We start from the raw sequence: 16,490 nt of genomic DNA on the forward strand, positions 1-16,490 counted from the left end.
GGGTTCGCCATCGTTTCCCTGCTCCACCAAGCGAAATCCGAGTACAGGCGCGGAGCGCGCTGCCGGCGTAAGGCCGGGCCGTCGCGGCGGCGTTGGCCGCCGGTGCGGCGTCACGACCGGTCGCGGCAATTGGCGGCAGCGCGCCCTGCGGCTATGGTTCCCCGGCGAACACACGGGCAGGCGACCCGAACCCCACGTTGGGCGCCTCGACACCGGGCACGAGAGGGAACGCACACCATGCGCTACGAAGCACCCGCAACGATGGACGAGGCGGTGGCGCTGCTGGCCGGCGCCGCAGGCAATGGCCGCGTGCTGGCAGGCGGCACCGACCTGCTGGTGCAGCTGCGCGCCGAGCGCGTCGACCCCGGCCTGGTCGTCGATATCAAGCGCGTGCCCGGCATGCTCGATATCCAGCAGACCGCCGACGGCTTTCGCATCGGCGCGGCGGTTCCGGGCGCGCGGCTGACCGAGCATGGCGCGCTGTGCGCCGCCTGGCCGGGCGTCACCGAGGCGGCCGGGCTGATCGGTTCCGACCAGATCCAGGGCCGCGCCTCGCTGGGCGGCAACCTGTGCAACGCCTCGCCCGCCGCCGACAGCGTGCCGGCAATGGTGGCGGCCGATGCCAGGGTCGTCATCGTCGGTCCGGGCGGGCGGCGCGAGTTGCCGGTCGCCGAGGTGCCGAGCGGCCCAGGCAAGACCGCCCTGCAGCCCGGCGAGATCGTCGAGGCGATCCTGCTGCCGCCACGCCCACCCGGGTCCGCGGACGCCTATCTGCGTTTCATCCCCCGGTCGGAGATGGACATCGCCGTGGTGGGCGTCGCGGTCAACCTGACGCTGGACGGCAGCGGAACCTGCACCGCGGCACGGGTCGCGCTCGGCGCCGTGGCCGCACGCGTGCTGCTGGTCGAGGACGCCGGTGCGGCGCTGGTCGGCACCTCGCTGGACGATGCGGCACTGGACCGGCTTGCGGCCGCCTGTTCGGCCGCCTGCCGGCCGATCGACGACAAGCGGGGCACGATCGAGTTCAGAACCAAAGTCGCGGGCGTGCTGGCCAGGCGCGCGGCACGGACGGCGCAAGATCGCGCGCGGAGGGCATGATGGCAGGCATCGCGGTCAATACGACGATCAACGGCGACGAGACGTCCTATCTCTGCGCGCCGGAGGAGACGCTGCTGGACGTGCTGCGCGACCGGCTGGCGCTGACCGGCGCAAAGGAGGGCTGCGGCAGCGGCGATTGCGGCGCCTGCAGCGTGATCCTGGACGGCCAGCTGGTCTGTGCCTGCCTGGTGCTCGGCGCGGAGGCCGAAGGCCGCACGGTCGAGACCGTCGAAGGCATGGCGCGCGGCGACCGGCTGCATCCGCTGCAGGAGAAGTTCCTGGAGCACGCAGCGCTGCAATGCGGCGTATGCACGCCGGGCTTCCTGGTGGCAGCCAAGGCGCTGCTCGCCCGCAATCCGGATCCGTCGGAGAGCGAGGTTCGCTACGGGCTGGCCGGCAACCTCTGCCGGTGCACCGGCTATGACAAGATCGTGCGCGCCGTCCTGGACGCGGCCGCGGTGATGAGGGCTGAGCGATGAACGAGATGAAGCAGACGTTCAAGGTCGTCGGCAGTCGCCCGCTGCGGCCCGACGGTGTCGACAAGGTCACCGGCCGCGCCAAGTTCGGCGCCGACCAGACCGCGCCCGGCATGCTGGTCGGGCGCATCCTGCGCAGCCCGCACGCCCATGCCCGCATCAGGAAGATCGATGCCGGCAAGGCGCTGGCCCTGCCGGGCGTCAAGGCCGTGGTCACCCACGCCGACTTCGCCAAGGTCGGGCCGAACCTGGACGACTGCCTGGTCCACGCCATGGCGCGTGACAAGGCGCTGTACGACGGCCACGCCGTCGCCGCCGTCGCCGCGACGACAGCCGCGATCGCGCGCAAGGCGCTGACCCTGATCGACGTCGACTACGAGGTGCTGCCGCACGTCACCGATGTCGACGAGGCGATGAAGCCCGACGCGCCGGTCATCCGGCCCGGCCTGATCACCGAGGGCATCGACCCGCCGCCGGCGAAGGACTCCAACATCGCCCACCGCCACGAATTCGGCCATGGCGACCCCGAGACCGGGTTCGCCGATGCCGACCTGATCGTCGAGCGCAGCTTCAGGACCGCAGCGACCCACCAGGGCTATATCGAACCGCATGCCTGCCTGGCCTCGATGGGGCCGGACGGCCAGGGCGAGCTGTGGTGCTGCACCCAGGGCCACTTCTGGGTGCGCGACACCTGCGCCGCCATGCTGGGCATGGACACCTCCAAGCTGCGGGTCACCGCGTCGGAGATCGGCGGCGGCTTCGGCGGCAAGACCACCGTGTTCATCGAGCCGGTGGCGCTGGCGCTGTCGCGCAAGGCCAACCGGCCGGTGAAGCTGGTGATGTCGCGCGACGAGGTGTTCCGCGCCTCCGGCCCGACCTCGTCGACCAGCATCGACGTCAAGATCGGCGTGAAGAAGGACGGCCGCATCAGCGGCGCGCTGGCCACGCTGCGCTATCAGGGCGGCGCCTTCCCCGGCTCGCTGGTCGACATGGGCGCGATGTGCGCTTTCGCCTGCTACGACATCGCGCATGTCAAGGCGATCGCCTATGACGTGCTGTGCAACCGGCCGCGCCAGGCCGCCTACCGCGCGCCCGGCGCGCCGATGGCCGCCTTCGCGGTCGAAAGCGTGCTGGAGGAGATCGCCGAGAAGCTCGGCATCGACCCGATCGACCTCAGGCTGATGAACGCCGCGCACGAGGGCACCAAGTCGTCCTACGGGCCGGTCTACGGCCCGATCGGCATGGCCGAGACGCTGCGCAAGGCCAAGGCCCATCCGCACTATTCGGCACCGCTCGGGCCGAACCAGGGCCGTGGCGTGGCCTCGGGCTTCTGGTTCAATTTCGGCGGCCAGACCTGCGTGTCGCTCAACGTCAACGCCGACGGCAGCGTCGTGCTGTCGGTGGGCACGCCGGACATCGGCGGCTCGCGCGCGTCGATGGGCCTGATGGCGGCGGAGGAGCTGGGGATTCCCTACGACAAGATCCGCACCATCATCGCCGACACCAGCTCGCTCGGCTACAACGACATCTCCGAGGGCAGCCGGGTGACCTTCTCGACCGGTATGGCGACGATCGCCGCCGCGCGCGATGCCGTTGCCAAGCTGTGCGCCCGCGCCGCGCTGATGTGGGGCATCCCGGCCGACGCGGTGCGCTGGGAGGACGGCCACGCCGTGCCCGCCGGCTCCAACGCCGGCGAGTTCGAGCCGCTGTCGCTGGCCGAGATCGCCAAGAAGGCGGCGGAGACCGGCGGACCGATCGCCGGCCATCACGAGGTCACCGCCGCCGGCGCCGGCGTCAGCTTCGCCACCCACATCGTCGACGCCGAGGTCGACAGGGAGACCGGCTACACCCGCATCGTGCGCTACACGGTGGTGCAGGACGCCGGCAAGGCGATCCATCCGAGCTATGTCGAGGGCCAGTACCAGGGCGGCGCGGTGCAGGGCATCGGCTGGGCGCTGAACGAGGAGTATATCTACGGCGCGGACGGCCGGCTGCAGAATCCGGGCTTCCTCGACTACCGCATCCCGGTCGCCTCGGATCTGCCGATGATCGACACCGTCATCGTCGAGGTGCCGAATCCGGGCCATCCCTACGGCGTGCGCGGTGTCGGCGAGACCTCGATCGTGCCGCCGCTGGCCGCGGTGGCGAACGCGGTATCCGCCGCCGCGGGCGTGCGGCTCACCGAGCTGCCGGCCTCGCCGCCGCGGGTGCTGAAGGCGCTGGAGCGGCAAGCGGCGGCGGAATGACCCGATGATCCGGGTCGTCCTCAGCGGGCCGCTGGAGAAGGCTGCGGGCAACCCCGGCCCGATCGAGATGGAGGCCGCGTCGGTGCGCGAACTGGTCGAGCGCCTCGGCGCGGCCTATCCGGCCCTGAAGCCGACGCTGGACAAGGGCGTCTCGGTGGCGGTCAACGGCCAGTTGCACCATCGCCCGACCTATCTGGCCCTGCCTCCCGGCAGCGAGGTGCACCTGCTGGTGCCGCTGTCGGGCGGGTGACTCGCTGCGGCGCAGGCACCGGCCGGACTTGTCAGGTCGACGGCGCGCCAACACCATGCCGCGCCGCTGCGACGAGCCGGCGAAGACGTCGATGCATTCGCCGGGCGCCGGCGGGCCCTATGGCGAATCCGTGGGGCCTGCGACCCTGGTGAACGGAATCCGCCGCATGTTCGGTACCGTGGCGCCGGGGGTGTCGGCCACCAGGATGCGGGCGGCGATCGGCGCATAGGCGGCGCGGAAGTGCGACGGCGACTTGACGAACACCAGCCGGGCCGCCGCCGGATCGAGGCCCTGGCTGGTGAACACCGACGGGTCCCACTCGAACAGCGGCTCGGAACGCACCGCCACCCGGATCGATCCGATCGCGATGACCGCGCAAGGGCCGGGATCCACCATGATGCCGTTGCCGGTACGGTGCCGCCCCGAGGCCAGGCTGACGACGTCGAATGTCGCCGCGACCGGTGTGCCGAGTTTGCGCGAGAAATGGTGGCCGAGCGGTGCCGTCAGCCGCGCGCCGACGCCGTGGCGATGGCATGTCGCGGCGACGACCGGGTCGCAGAGCGTGAGCAGCGTGGTCGCCTCGGCGCGGTCGGCGCCGGCTTCGATCAGGGCGCGCACCACCGCGGCGCTGTCGGCGGCCGCGCCGCCGGACGGTGCGTCGCCGGCATCGCTGACCACGGTCAGCCCGGGCCCGGCAAGGCCGACCGCGATCGCCTGGTCCAACGGTGTCAGTGCGGGTTCGAAGGCGCCGCGCGCGTCCCACAGGGCATCGGCGACGCGCTCCGCGACCGCCCGGGCCTGCGCCGCGTCGCCGTCGGCGCAGGCCAGCACGCTGCAGCCTAGATCCGGCACGTCGAGCCACGGCTGCACCGTGAAGATCGAGACGTCGAGCATGCCGGGCTGGGCGTCGGCCAGGCCACGGACCTGCCGCAGCGCCGGGGCGTCGGTGGTGGCGGCGATCGGGTTCACGATCATCGGCCGCCGGGCCAGGGCCATGCGCGGCGCCACACGGCCGCGCAGCGTGTCGAGCAGGATGCGCGCGCACTTCGCCCCGGTCTCGGCCATGTCGAGATGCGGATAGGTCTTGTAGCCGATCAGGTGCGTGTGCGGCTGCAGCATCCGCGGCGTGATCAACCCGTGCAGGTCGAGGCTGACGCCGATCGGCGTCCCTGCCGGCAGTGCAGCGCGCACGCGCGCCAGGATCTCGCCGTCGGCATCGTCGCCGTCCTCGGTCAGCATCGCGCCGTGCAGCGCGAGCAGCAGGCCGTCGAGCGGCGCCGCCGCCGCCAGCCCGACGAGGATCTCGCCGAGGATCGCCTCGAACACCGGCCGCTCGACCGGCCCGCCGGCCATGGTGTAGGCGGCGACCAAGGGAACCGCCTGCGCGCCGGCGCGGCCCAGCTCGGCCAGGAAGCCGGCGCACTCGACCCGGGTCGCGGCCAGCACCCGAACGATCGCATCGCCCCGGTGGATGTAGCCGCGCTCGAACGCGGTGCGACCGGTGGGCAACGGCGAGAAGCTATTGCTTTCCTGCATGAACGAGGCGACCGCGATGCGCATCGTCGTTCAGTTGTTCCGCACCGGATCGGCCGCACGCAGGGCAACCGTGCCGGTCATGATCGCGACCCCGCGGTCGGCGAGCGCCATGGTCGGCGCGTTGGTATTCGCATGCGGCACCGACGGCATCACCGACGCGTCGAACACGCGCAGCCCTTCGAGGCCGCGCACCCTGAGGTCGGCGCCGACCACGGCACCGGGATCGTCCGGCCGGCCCATCCGGCAGGTGCCGCAGGGATGCCAGTTGGTCTTGACGGTGCGGCGGCAATGGGCGGCGAGCGCCGCGTCGCCGTCCACCCCCGGTCCGGGCACGATCTCGCGCGCGATTGCGTCGCGCATCGGCCGCGCCGCCAGCACCTGGCGCGCGAAGCGCACGCCGGCGACCTGCAGCGCCAGGTCGGCCGGATCGCGCAGGAAACCGGGATCGATCGCCGGCCGGTCGCGCGGATCGGCGGAGGCGAGCGTGACCCGGCCGCGGCCGCGCGGCTGCAGCAGGCAGGCGGTCAGCGTGACGCCGTCGGCCGGCTTCACGCCGGCGATGTCGCGATCCAGATAGACCGAGGGCACGCAGTAGAGCTTGATCGTCGCCGGCGCCGACGGGTCGTCGGGGTTGACGAAGGCGCAGGTCTCTGCGCCGTTGGTGGCGACCGGGCCGGTTCTGAACAGCAGATACTGCAGGCCGTTGCGCAGCATCCGCCAGCCGCGGTCCTCGCCGAAATAGCCGTAGCGCCCGTTGGTCAGCGCGACCACCGGCGCCTCGTGATGGTCGTGCAGGTTGGCACCGACGCCCGGCAGGTCGGCACGCACGGCGATGCCGTGGCTGCGCAGGTGGTCGGCCGGGCCGATGCCGGACAGCATCAAGAGCTGCGGCGTGACCAGGGCGCCGGCCGTCAGAATGACCTCGGCCGCGGCGTGCGCGCTCTCGACCGCGCCGCTGCCCCGCCGCACGAAATCGACCCCGGTCACCCGGTCGCCGGAAAACCGCAGGCGCACGACCCGCGCCCCGGTCCGCAGCGTCAGCCGCGGGTCGCCGCGCACCGGCCCGAGGAATGCCGTTGCGGCGCTGCACCGGCGCCGGTCGGCGATGGTGTATTGCATGAAGCCGACACCGGCCTGGTCGCGGCCGTTGAAGTCGTCGGCGAAGGGGATGCCCAGGCCCTGCATCGTGCGCAGGTAGATGTAGCTCATCGCGCAGGCATGGGCCGGGTCGGAGACCTTCAGCGGCCCGTCGATGCCGTGGAACGCGTCGTTGAGACGCTGGTTGCCTTCCTGGGCGATGAAGTGCGGCAGCATGTCGGCATAGCCCCAGCCGGCGCCGCCGACGGCTGCGTCCCAGCCGTCGTAGTCGCCGGGCCGCCCGCGCATGTAGACCATGGCGTTCACGCTGCTGCCGCCGCCGAGCACGTTGGCCTGGATGATGATCTGCCGCCGGCCGTCGAGCTGGTCCTGCGGGCTGGAAACGTGCTCGGTGACGTAGCGGCTGCCGCGGATGAAACGGACGAAGCCCGCCGGCATGCGCAGCAGCGGATGGCTGTCGGGCCAGCCGGCCTCGAGCAGCAGCACCCGCGCGCCGTGCTCGCCCACCAGCTTGCCCGCGGTCACGCAACCGGCGCTGCCGCCGCCGACGACGATGTAGTCGAAGTCGGCGCGCGTCATCGCCGCCGCTCGCCGGCGCCGGCCACCTGCGGGCACGCGGCGCGTTGCACCCCGCCCGACTCTGGCTAGCGTGCCGGCAGCAGGCCGCCGACCGGAGCCGCAGCCGTCCCCGGCCGCCGTCGCGCATAGGCGACGCAACCGAACCGCGCGGAGCCTGAGCCGCCATGACATCGATCGCAACCGATCTCGACTTCGACCGCAACGGGCGCCAGGTCGGCGTGCTGCGGCTGCCGCATTCGCCCCACCATGACGCCTGGGGCAGCGTCGCGATCCCGGCCGCGGTGATCAAGAACGGATCCGGCCCGACCCTGCTGCTCACCGGCGGCAACCATGGCGACGAATATGAAGGACCGGTCGTCCTGGGCGAGCTGATCCGCGACCTCGACCCGGCGGCGATACAGGGGCGGCTGATCATCCTGCCGGCGATGAACACGCCGGCGGTCAAGGCCGGCCGCCGCACGTCGCCGGTGGACGGTCTCAACATCAACCGGACCTTTCCGGGCGATCCATCAGGCTCCACCACCCGACAGATCAGCCACTACGTCGCCAATGTGCTGATGCCGATGGCCGATGTCTTCATCGACCTGCACTCCGGCGGCAGCTCGCTCGACTTCATCCCGTCCGCCTTCCTCGAGCGGTCCCCGGATCCCGAATTGCGGCGGCGCGGCGAGGCGGCGGTGCGCGCCTACGGCGCCCCGCTCGCGGTGGTGGCCGACACCCTGGGCGAGGCGCGCACCTCCACCGCCACCGCCGCCGCCCGCGGCATGATCGCGCTGGGCAGCGAGATGGGCGGCGGCGGCGTCGTCGACCCGGAGGCGCTGGCGATCTGCCGCAGGGCGGTGCGCAACCTGCTCGTCCACTTCGCCGTCGCCGACGGACCGGCGGCCTCGCCGGCCTATGACGGCCCGCTCTACGAGATCAGCGGCCACGCCTCGCACGTCTATGCGGCGGACGACGGCGTGTTCGTACCCGCCGACCGGCTGGGCACATCCGTCAGCGCCGGACAGCCGGCTGGCGCGGTCCACTTCCTCACCGACCCGGGCCGGGCGCCGGAGCCGCTGGTCTATGGCCAGTCCGGCCTGCTGATCTGCCACCGGGCCATCGGCCGGGTGGAGGCCGGCAACTGCGTCGCGGTGGTCGCCAGCCCGATCGGCTGACGCCGGCCGCGGCACGCCTGCAAGATCGCCGCTTCGCATCCACGGATTCCCCTGCCGGACGGGTGGGTCCACCCCCCGTCTTCAGATCATGTAGTCGCCGCCATTCATGTTCATCGAGGCGCCGAGGAAATAGGCGCCGTCGTCGCACGCCAGCAGCAGTGCGGCCGGCGCCACCTCCTCCGGCTTGCCGAAGCGCTTGATCGGCAGCTCACCGAGCTTGGCGTCGAGCCAGTCCTGCGGAATCGCGCGCAGCAGCGGGGTGTCGATCGGGCCCGGATTGATGCAATTGACGGTGATTCCCTCGGCGCCGACCTCGTAGGCCAGCGCCCGCGTGAACCCCATGATGCCGGCCTTGGCCGCGCAATAGTGGACCATGGTCGGTGCACCCTTGTGCGCGAGCTGGGACGAGAAGTTGATGATGCGCCCCCACCGCTTCCGCTTCATGGCCGGCAGGACCTCGCGGGTGCACAGGAAGGTGCCGCGCATGTGCACGGCGATCATCCGGTCCCAGGCCTCGACCGACATCTCGTGCAGCAGGCAGGTGGCATCGATTCCGGCGCAGTTGACCAGAATGTCCGTCTCGCCGATCTCCGCGGCGCCCGCCGCGAAGGCTGCCTTGACCGCGCCCTCGTCGCTGACGTCGGCGACCGCGGATGCCGCCTTCGCGCCGGGCTGCAGCGCAGCCGCGCCGGCAACCCCCGCCGCCTTGTCGCCTGCGACGTCGACCAGGCCGATCGACGCGCCCTCGCGCGCGAACAGCAGCGCGATCTCGCGGCCGATCCCGCTGCCGCCGCCGGTGATGACGGCCGTCTTGCCCGTCAGCTTGCCCATGGTCATTTCCTCCTTCTCGTGTGCGTGCGCCCGTCCACTCAGCGCCCGTCCGTTGCGATCGCAGCCGCCGGCACGCCGGCGCTCAGGACACGCTCGGCCTCCACCTGGAAAGCCTCGAAATAGTCGACCGCGCGTTCCTGCCGCGCCACCTCCTCGTGCCGGATGCAGTGCACGAGGTGGCCGGGCTCGACGGTCTCCGCGGGGGGACGGGCCGCGCGGCAGCCATCGACCACCATCGGGCACCGGCCGGCGAGGAAACAGCCCTTCGGCAGGTCGATCGGGCTCGGAATCTCGCCCGAAAGCCGGATGTCGGTCTCGCGCCGCAATCTGGGATTGGGCAGCAGCACCGCGGACAGCAGGCCGACCGAATAGGGGTGGCTCGGCGTGGCGAACAGCTTGGCGGCGGGGCCCTGCTCCACGATCATGCCGAGATAGAGCACGGCGACGCGGTGGCTGACGTGGCGCACCGCCGAGAGATCGTGCGAGATGAACAGATAGGCCGTGCCCAGTTCCCGCTGCACGTCGATCAGCAGGTCGATCACCTCCGCCCGGGCGGTCGGGTCGAGCGCCGAGGTCGGCTCGTCGAGGATGATGATCTCCGGATCGGAGATGATCGCCCGCGCGATCCCGACCCGCTGCTGAACGCCCATGGAGATCTCGGCCGGATAGGCGGTCAACAGCGTCTCGGCAATGCCCACGCGCGCCGCCGCCTGGCGGGTGCGACGCTCCCGGTCGGCGCGGTTCACCCCGGCGGCGCGCAGCGGCTCGCCGATCAGCTGGTGGATCTGGTGGCGCGGATCGAGGGATTCCGCCGGCTCCTGGAACACCAGCTGCAGCTTGCCGCGGACCTCCGGCGAGCGCACGGTGCGTTGGCCGCCCATCGCCAGATCGCGAAATCGGATCGAGCCGGCGGTCGGCTTGATCAGCCCCAGCACGCAGCGCCCGATCGTCGTCTTGCCGGAGCCGGATTCGCCGACCAGGGCCAGGGTCTCGCCCTTCTCGAGCTGGAACGACACGTCGTTGACGGCCTGCACGACCGCCTTGGTGCCGGAGATCCGGAAGTGCTGGACCAGGTTGTCGACGGTCAGTATCGGCATCGGCTAGCGCTCGATCGGGAAATGGCAGCGCACCAGATGGCCGGGCCCGAGTTGCCGCAGTTCCGGCGGCTCGGTGGCGCAGCGCGGCTGGGCCCTGACGCAGCGGTCGCGGAACACGCAGCCGGCCTCGGGCGGGCCGGCGACGCCGGCCTCCGCCACGTCCTCGCGCAGCCAGTAGCGCCGCAGCTTGGCGTTGTGCGAGAACGCGGCTAGCAGCAGCACGGTATAGGGGTGCGCGGGATCGTCGAAGAACGCGGTCCGGCCCGCCACCTCGACGATCTGGCCGGCATAGATGACGGCGATCCGGTCGGCGAAATGGGCGGCGATGCCGATGTCGCGGGTGATGAACAGCATCGACGAGCCGCGCTCGCTGATCAGCCGCCGCAGCAATTCGAGCACCTGGGCCTGGACGGTGACGTCGAGCCCGGAGGTGGCGTCGTCGGAGATGATGAATTTGGGCGAGCACGCCAGCGCGATCGCCATCACGACGCGCTGGGCCATCCCGCCCGACAGCTCGTGCGGAAAGGCGCGATAGCGCCGCTCCGGATCCGGAATCTGCACGTCGCGCAGCAGTTCCAGCGTGCGCGCCCGGGTTTCGCGCTCGCCGAGTCCGAGATGATGTTTCAGCACGTCGCCGATCTGGCGGCCGACCGTGCGCAGCGGGTCGAGCTCGCCGCGCGGGTTCGAGACCACCATGGCCATGTCGCGGCCGCGCAGCCGCCGCAACGCCTCCTCGCCGAGCTTCGTCAGGTCCTGGCCGTCGAAGGCGATCGCGCCCCGGTCGATCCGGCCCGGCGCGGGCACCAGGCGCATCGCAGCGCGGGCGAGCATCGTCTTGCCCGACCCGGACTCGCCGACCAGCGCGACCACCTCGCCGCGGTCGACCCGCAGCGCGATATCGCGCAGCACCGTGCGCCGCTGTTGGCCGAACCGCGGGAACGAGACCGAGAGCCCGTCGATCGCCAGAATCGGCGCACCCGCCGGCGCACGCTCCGGCCCGCGCGCTTCCACGTCTGTACCGGCGGACAGCACCATGTCAGCGTGTCCGCGGATCGATGGCAAAATAGACCAGGTCGACAATCAGGTAGATGACCAGCGACAGGATCGCGGAGGCAAGCACGAAGCCCAGCACCGGGTTGAAGTCGGCGTTGAGCACGCCCTGCACGGCGTACTGGCCGGCGCCGCCCCAGCTGAACACGATCTCGACCAGAACCGCCCCGCCGATCAGGAAGCCGTAGAGGACGCTGACGATGGTGACGACCGACGGCAGCGCATTGCGGAATGCCTTGCGGGCGATCACCTTCGGGGGCAGTCCGCACATCTGCGCGTATTTGCTGAAGTCGGACTCCAGCATGCGCTCCATCGTCGACTGCGTCATCTTCAGGATCGGACCGGCGTTGATGATGCCGAGCGTGACCACCGGCAGCACAAGGTGCCCGGCGGCGTTCTCCAATGCCGCCCAGTTGCCGGCCAGCAGGCTGTCGATCAGCAGGGATCCCGAGATCACCTCCGGCGGCAGGATGGCATAGTCGATCCGGCCCAGCGGAGCCGGCACGACCCCCAGCATCGTGTAGAACACGAAGACCAGCACCATGCCGAGCCAGAAGTCGGGCAGGGCGCCGGCGAACAGCCCGTAATAGTCGGCGATGCGGCGCACCACGCCCTTCTTGCGGCGCGCACCGGCAACACCGAGCGGCACGCCGATCACCAGCGCCAACGCGAGGCTGAGCGTGATCAGCTCCAGGGTCGCCGGCAGGCGCTGCGCCAGGTCGGTGGTGACCGGCAGCGTGGTCTGCCACGACTCGCCGAGATCGCCCTGCACCACGTTGCCGAGGTAGATGAGGAACTGCTCGAATACCGAGCGGTCGAGCCCCAGCTCGATCCGCAGCTCGTTCAGCGCCGATTCCGTGGCGAACGGTCCGAGCATCAGAACCGCCGGGTCGCCGGGGATCAGCTTGATCAGCAGGAAGCTGACCAGCAGGATGCCGACCAGCTGCGGCCCGACGAAGACCAGCCGCTTTCCGATGTAGAGGGCCAGCGCGCGCATGGCGGTCAGCCCTGCCGCTCGGCCCGGTCTTCGCCGGGCTGGACCAGGTCGCCGAGCAGCGCGCGCCGCCGCGCCGGATCGGCGAGCGTCTCGATGCTGGAGCCGATCAGGGCGAAGGCGAACACGGTGACGGCCAGCGCGATGCCCGGGAAGATCGACGGCCACCAGTGGCCCGTCACGATGTTCTGGAAGCCCATGGCGATCATGCTGCCCCACTCGGGAGTCGGGGCCTCGACGCCGGCCCCGATGAAACTGAGCGCTGCGGTCAGCAGCACCGCCCAGCCGATATTGACCGAGAGCTGGGCCGAGCACGGGCGCGATCGCGTTCGGGATCACATGGCGGGTCAGGATCGCGAAGTCGGACGCACCGGAGACGTATGCCGCCTCGACATAGCGCAGGCGTCGAACCGACAGCGTCTGCGCCCGCATCAGGCGCAGATAGATCGGCGCGTTGACGAAGGCGATGGCGAGCACGAGGCTCTGCACGCTCTTGGCCCATGACCGCCACCACGGCGATCGCGAACACGAAGACCGGGAAGGCCTGCAGCACGTCGGCGGCGCGCATGATGAAGCCGGAGCCGAACGAACCCCAGCCGCGCACCGACTCGTAGTAGCCGGCGACGGCGCCGAGGGCCACGCCGACGACGGCGGAGGTGAGGGTTCCGGCCAGGGCGATCGCCAGGTCGATGCGCGGCGCGTAGATGACGCGCGAGAACACGTCCAGGCCGGTCGCATCGGTGCCCATCAGATAGGGCCAGCCCGGCGGCCGCAGATAGACGGAGGGGTCGGCCTTGATCGGGTCGAACGGCGCGATCAGCGGCGCGAAGACCGCCAGCAGGACGATCAGGCCGACCAGGATGTAGCCGAGCGCGAACGCCGGGCGGCGCCGCAGCACGGCCAGGAAGAACGCGAACCCCCGGCGCCATGTGGCGCCACGAAGGGGCGGGCGCGCAGGCGCGCCCGCTATATCGGTCACCTCGGCCTCCCGGGATCGAGCCGACGGCGGTCAGCCGCGGCCGAAATCCTGGAAGCGGATGTTGTTGGACGTGTAGTACGTCCAGCCCATCAGGTCGGCCTTCCGCGCCATGGTGTAGTTCGGATAGGCGATGAAGGTCCACGGCGCCTCGTCCATGACGATCCGCTGCGCCTCGCCCATCGCCTCCAGCCGCACGGTCTCGTCGGCGGTCGACGCCGCGGTGGCCAGCAGTTCGTCGACCCGTGCGTTGACGTAGTTGGAGTAGTTGACGAAGCTTTCGCTCTGGAAATAGAGCTGCATCGAATAGCCCGGATCCGGGCACCACGGGCTGTCGACATAGAAGATCATCGGCTCGCCGCGCTGCGACACCGCGTTGTAGAACGAGCCCGCCGGCACCTTTTTAAGCTGCAGCTCGACGCCGATCTCGCGCAGCGACGACTGGTACAGGATGGCGATCGGCTCCTGCACCGGGTCGCCGGCGTTGTAGGACAGCGTGGTCTGGAACCCGTCGCCGACGCCGGCGGCCTGCAGCAGCTGGCGCGCCTTGTCCAGGTCGTAGCTGTAGGGATCGAGCTCGACATAGCCCGGATAGATGTTCGGCATGCACCCGTTCAGCGGCGAGGCCAGCCCCTGATAGACGGACTGCATGATCTGATCGCGCGGGAACGCATAGTTCATCGCCCGCCGCACGTCGACGTTGTCGAACGGCGTCATCTTGGCGTTCAGCTCGATCCAGATCATGAACGAGGCCGGCACGGTCTCGACCGCGACATTCGGCACCGACTGCAGGCTGATGATCTCCAGCGGTTGCAGGTACTGGGCGATGTCGACGGCGCCGCCCTGCAGCAATTGCACGCGCGCGGCCGACGTCGGCACCTCGCGGAAGATCACGGTGTCGATGGCCGGCTTGCCGCCCCAGTAGTCGTCGCGGGCGCGGAACACCGCCTGCTGGCCGCGGGTCAGCTGCTCGAGCCGGTAGGGACCGAAGCCGGCGCTGTCGTTCTCGATGAACTGCTTGGCCCACGGATCGTCGGCGGTGGCCATCTCCTTGCACTTCACGGAGTCGTAGATCGGCCCGCCATAGAGGTTGGGCTGAATCTTCAGCAGCAGCGGGTTGGGCTCGTCGAGGTTGAACGAAACCTCGTACTTGCCTTCGACCCGCACGTCCTCCGGCCGGTTGAGGCCGATCACCTTGGTATAGAACGCCCCGAGCGCGGCCAGGCCGAATTTGCGGTCCCAGGTCCACTTGACGTCTTCCGCCGTCAGCTCGTTGCCCCAGTTGCTCATCACGCCCTCGCGCAGCTTGAAGCGCGCGAAGCGGCCCTCGGGGTCGATTTCCCAGCTCTCGGCCAGCTTGCCGACCATCTTCACGCCGCCGGGCTCTTCCGGGTGATAGCTGATGTCCTCGCGCCGGGCCGTCGGCACGCCCGGATCCGCAATGATCTCGAAGCCCAGCAGATGGTCGTACATGGCGGCGATCGCCTCGAACGTACCGAGCGAGACGTCGAACTCGCAGTCGAGGCTCTGCGGCGTTGCCGGCGCCGCGATCACCATGGTCGAGCCTTCCTGCGCGGCCGCGGGCGACATGCCAATGATGCGCGGCATGACGGCGAGCGAAGCCATCGCCGACGTGGCCTGCAGGAAGCGGCGACGATCCAACGCGCAGTGCGCGTTCCAGGCGGTCTTCATCGGATACTCCTCCCCATTTGCATGGCCTGCCGGACGGTGTCCATCGGCCCCCGGCCGGCCATGCAGCAAAACATGTGCCAAACCGGTGGGAATCGCAACGCGTTTGCCGGAGCACCGTGCGCCGCGCAGATGCCACCGTCCGCGCACACCCGACCGCGACCGGCGCCGGGCAGGCTGATTGACAGTCCTCTCCGGACCGCATGATACTCGGCGCGGGTCGGGCAATTGGACTTGTCGTGCCGTCGCGACTTCGCGACGGCACGATTGGGCGGCCGGCATCTTCGATTTGGGGTTGTCTTGCTGAGGGGGAGGCAATCATGCTTTCGGCCGCGTATCGCGTGCAGGAACTCAATCCGGCCAAGCTGGCGGCGCTGTATCGCCGCGAGTTCGAGCTATGCAAGGTGAAGGCAGGCGAGACGATCTGCTGCATCTCCGACCTGTCGACCCGTCGCGAGTATCTGCAGGCCGCCTTCGCCGCGGCCGACGACCTCGGCGCCGACGTCTACGAGATGTGCGTCAACAGCGTGCCTTCGTGGACCAAGGTCGGCGTGGCCACGGTCGGCCAGTGCAAGGGCACGCTGCAGGCGGCGATGGCCGCCGATATCATCGTCATCTTCCACGTGCCGCTGTTCACGCGCTGGCTGAAGGACGTGATGGGCGCGGGCGTGCGGGTCCTGATGATCATCGATGCGCCGGACGACCTCGAGCAGTTGATGTCGCCGCCGGGGCTGAAGGAAGCGTGCCTCTATGCACACGGCCTCTATGAGCGCACGCGCGAGGTGCGGGTGACCTCGCAGGCCGGCACCGACCTGACCTATACCCGCGGCGAATATCCGGTGATGACCCAGTGGGGCTATGCCGACGAGCCGGGCCACTTCGACCACTGGGGCGGCGGGCACATCCACACATTTCCCGACGAGGGCTCCGCCAACGGCACGGTGGTGATGCAACCCGGCGACATCGTCATCCTGCCCTACTGCCGCTATGTGCAGGACGAGGTGCGTGTCGAGATCCGCGACGGCTTCATCCGCAAGATCGAAGGCGGCCTGGACGCCAAGCTGATGCAGCGCTGGCTCGACGACAACCGCCAGGGCGACGACGACATGGACCCTTATGCGGTCTCCCACCTCGGCTGGGGCCTGAACCCGCAGGCGCTGTGGTACGGGATCGCGCTCAACGGCGACGAGCCGGAGCGCAGCCGCGCGGCCGCGCGCACGTTCCCGGGCAACTTCCTGTTCTCCACCGGGCCGAACTCTCAGGGCGGCGGCAAGCGCACCACGCGCGGCCACTACGACGTGCCGATGCGCGATTGCACGATCACGCTGGACAATCAGACGGTGATCGAATGCGGCCGGATCGTCGACCCGAACATGATCGTCGAACGGGTCCGGGTCGTCTGACCTGGGAGTC

15 protein-coding genes are annotated in these 16,490 nt (G+C 70.3%); 6 read left to right on the plus strand and 9 right to left on the minus strand.

Translation table 11 applies throughout. The annotated features are described in order from the left end of the window. Nucleotides 1-237 precede the first annotated feature (237 nt). Genes R3F55_09425 through R3F55_09440 form a run of 4 tightly spaced genes read left to right on the plus strand, consistent with a single transcriptional unit; the run spans nt 238 to nt 4,070 of the window. On the plus strand, nt 238-1,098 hold the full coding sequence (locus R3F55_09425) for a xanthine dehydrogenase family protein subunit M (protein ID MEZ5667634.1): 861 nt from the start codon (nt 238-240) through the stop codon (nt 1,096-1,098). Further along, a complete protein-coding gene (locus R3F55_09430; protein ID MEZ5667635.1) occupies nt 1,098-1,577 on the plus strand; it encodes a (2Fe-2S)-binding protein in 480 nt (159 codons plus the stop codon). Before R3F55_09425 ends, R3F55_09430 begins: the two co-directional genes overlap by 1 nt. Then, nucleotides 1,574-3,820 carry a xanthine dehydrogenase family protein molybdopterin-binding subunit gene (locus R3F55_09435; GenBank protein ID MEZ5667636.1) on the plus strand — a complete coding sequence of 749 codons (2,247 nt, stop codon included), beginning with the start codon at nt 1,574-1,576 and terminating at the stop codon, nt 3,818-3,820. The genes R3F55_09430 and R3F55_09435 overlap by 4 nt, the downstream gene beginning before the upstream one ends. Before the next feature lie 4 nt (nt 3,821-3,824). Further along, nucleotides 3,825-4,070, plus strand: coding sequence for a MoaD/ThiS family protein (locus tag R3F55_09440; GenBank protein ID MEZ5667637.1), 246 nt, complete (start codon nt 3,825-3,827; stop codon nt 4,068-4,070). A 117-nt stretch (nt 4,071-4,187) separates the two neighbouring features. Here the strand turns inward: R3F55_09440 and R3F55_09445 are convergent, their stop codons facing one another. Beyond that, nucleotides 4,188-5,630, minus strand: coding sequence for a M81 family metallopeptidase (locus R3F55_09445; protein MEZ5667638.1), 1,443 nt, complete (start codon nt 5,628-5,630; stop codon nt 4,188-4,190). A gap of 6 nt (nt 5,631-5,636) precedes the next feature. Further along, a complete protein-coding gene (locus R3F55_09450; protein MEZ5667639.1) occupies nt 5,637-7,283 on the minus strand; it encodes a GMC family oxidoreductase N-terminal domain-containing protein in 1,647 nt (548 codons plus the stop codon). 164 nt (nt 7,284-7,447) lie between these two features. Between R3F55_09450 and R3F55_09455 the strand changes: the two genes are divergently transcribed. Beyond that, nucleotides 7,448-8,440: a succinylglutamate desuccinylase/aspartoacylase family protein gene (locus R3F55_09455; protein ID MEZ5667640.1), complete on the plus strand. Its 993-nt coding sequence runs from the start codon at nt 7,448-7,450 to the stop codon at nt 8,438-8,440. An 81-nt stretch (nt 8,441-8,521) separates the two neighbouring features. Here R3F55_09455 and R3F55_09460 read toward each other — a convergent pair whose 3' ends face one another. Genes R3F55_09460 through R3F55_09490 form a run of 7 tightly spaced genes read right to left on the minus strand, consistent with a single transcriptional unit; the run spans nt 8,522 to nt 15,080 of the window. Beyond that, nucleotides 8,522-9,271: an SDR family oxidoreductase gene (locus tag R3F55_09460; protein ID MEZ5667641.1), complete on the minus strand. Its 750-nt coding sequence runs from the start codon at nt 9,269-9,271 to the stop codon at nt 8,522-8,524. A gap of 38 nt (nt 9,272-9,309) precedes the next feature. Next, nucleotides 9,310-10,368 carry an ABC transporter ATP-binding protein gene (locus R3F55_09465; GenBank protein MEZ5667642.1) on the minus strand — a complete coding sequence of 353 codons (1,059 nt, stop codon included), beginning with the start codon at nt 10,366-10,368 and terminating at the stop codon, nt 9,310-9,312. A 3-nt stretch (nt 10,369-10,371) separates the two neighbouring features. Then, entirely contained in the window at nt 10,372-11,403 is a 1,032-nt protein-coding gene (locus tag R3F55_09470) for an ABC transporter ATP-binding protein (protein ID MEZ5667643.1), read from the minus strand. A gap of 1 nt (nt 11,404) precedes the next feature. Further along, entirely contained in the window at nt 11,405-12,415 is a 1,011-nt protein-coding gene (locus tag R3F55_09475; protein ID MEZ5667644.1) for an ABC transporter permease, read from the minus strand. 5 nt (nt 12,416-12,420) lie between these two features. Then, nucleotides 12,421-12,690, minus strand: a complete 270-nt coding sequence (locus tag R3F55_09480) for a hypothetical protein (protein ID MEZ5667645.1) — start codon at nt 12,688-12,690, stop codon at nt 12,421-12,423. Then, nucleotides 12,681-13,391: a hypothetical protein gene (locus tag R3F55_09485; GenBank protein MEZ5667646.1), complete on the minus strand. Its 711-nt coding sequence runs from the start codon at nt 13,389-13,391 to the stop codon at nt 12,681-12,683. The genes R3F55_09480 and R3F55_09485 overlap by 10 nt, the downstream gene beginning before the upstream one ends. 30 nt (nt 13,392-13,421) lie before the next feature. Continuing rightward, nucleotides 13,422-15,080, minus strand: coding sequence for an ABC transporter substrate-binding protein (locus R3F55_09490; protein MEZ5667647.1), 1,659 nt, complete (start codon nt 15,078-15,080; stop codon nt 13,422-13,424). Between the two features lie 317 nt (nt 15,081-15,397). Between R3F55_09490 and R3F55_09495 the strand changes: the two genes are divergently transcribed. Further along, nucleotides 15,398-16,480: a hypothetical protein gene (locus R3F55_09495; GenBank protein MEZ5667648.1), complete on the plus strand. Its 1,083-nt coding sequence runs from the start codon at nt 15,398-15,400 to the stop codon at nt 16,478-16,480. Nucleotides 16,481-16,490: the final 10 nt, after the last annotated feature.

This window comes from Alphaproteobacteria bacterium (assembly GCA_041396705.1).
In the GTDB taxonomy this organism is placed as follows: Bacteria; Pseudomonadota; Alphaproteobacteria; order CALKHQ01; family CALKHQ01; genus CALKHQ01.

What these genes read in the sequence shown, in the direction of transcription:
- R3F55_09470 (MEZ5667643.1), bottom strand. Translation starts at nt 11,403, where the DNA reads ATGGTGCTGTCCGCCGGTACAGACGTGGAAGCGCGCGGGCCGGAGCGT.
- R3F55_09445 (MEZ5667638.1), bottom strand. Translation starts at nt 5,630, where the DNA reads ATGCGCATCGCGGTCGCCTCGTTCATGCAGGAAAGCAATAGCTTCTCG.
- R3F55_09450 (MEZ5667639.1), bottom strand. Translation starts at nt 7,283, where the DNA reads ATGACGCGCGCCGACTTCGACTACATCGTCGTCGGCGGCGGCAGCGCC.
- R3F55_09475 (MEZ5667644.1), bottom strand. Translation starts at nt 12,415, where the DNA reads ATGCGCGCGCTGGCCCTCTACATCGGAAAGCGGCTGGTCTTCGTCGGG.
- R3F55_09455 (MEZ5667640.1), top strand. Translation starts at nt 7,448, where the DNA reads ATGACATCGATCGCAACCGATCTCGACTTCGACCGCAACGGGCGCCAG.
- R3F55_09490 (MEZ5667647.1), bottom strand. Translation starts at nt 15,080, where the DNA reads ATGAAGACCGCCTGGAACGCGCACTGCGCGTTGGATCGTCGCCGCTTC.
- R3F55_09430 (MEZ5667635.1), top strand. Translation starts at nt 1,098, where the DNA reads ATGGCAGGCATCGCGGTCAATACGACGATCAACGGCGACGAGACGTCC.
- R3F55_09465 (MEZ5667642.1), bottom strand. Translation starts at nt 10,368, where the DNA reads ATGCCGATACTGACCGTCGACAACCTGGTCCAGCACTTCCGGATCTCC.
- R3F55_09460 (MEZ5667641.1), bottom strand. Translation starts at nt 9,271, where the DNA reads ATGGGCAAGCTGACGGGCAAGACGGCCGTCATCACCGGCGGCGGCAGC.
- R3F55_09440 (MEZ5667637.1), top strand. Translation starts at nt 3,825, where the DNA reads ATGATCCGGGTCGTCCTCAGCGGGCCGCTGGAGAAGGCTGCGGGCAAC.
- R3F55_09425 (MEZ5667634.1), top strand. Translation starts at nt 238, where the DNA reads ATGCGCTACGAAGCACCCGCAACGATGGACGAGGCGGTGGCGCTGCTG.
- R3F55_09435 (MEZ5667636.1), top strand. Translation starts at nt 1,574, where the DNA reads ATGAACGAGATGAAGCAGACGTTCAAGGTCGTCGGCAGTCGCCCGCTG.
- R3F55_09495 (MEZ5667648.1), top strand. Translation starts at nt 15,398, where the DNA reads ATGCTTTCGGCCGCGTATCGCGTGCAGGAACTCAATCCGGCCAAGCTG.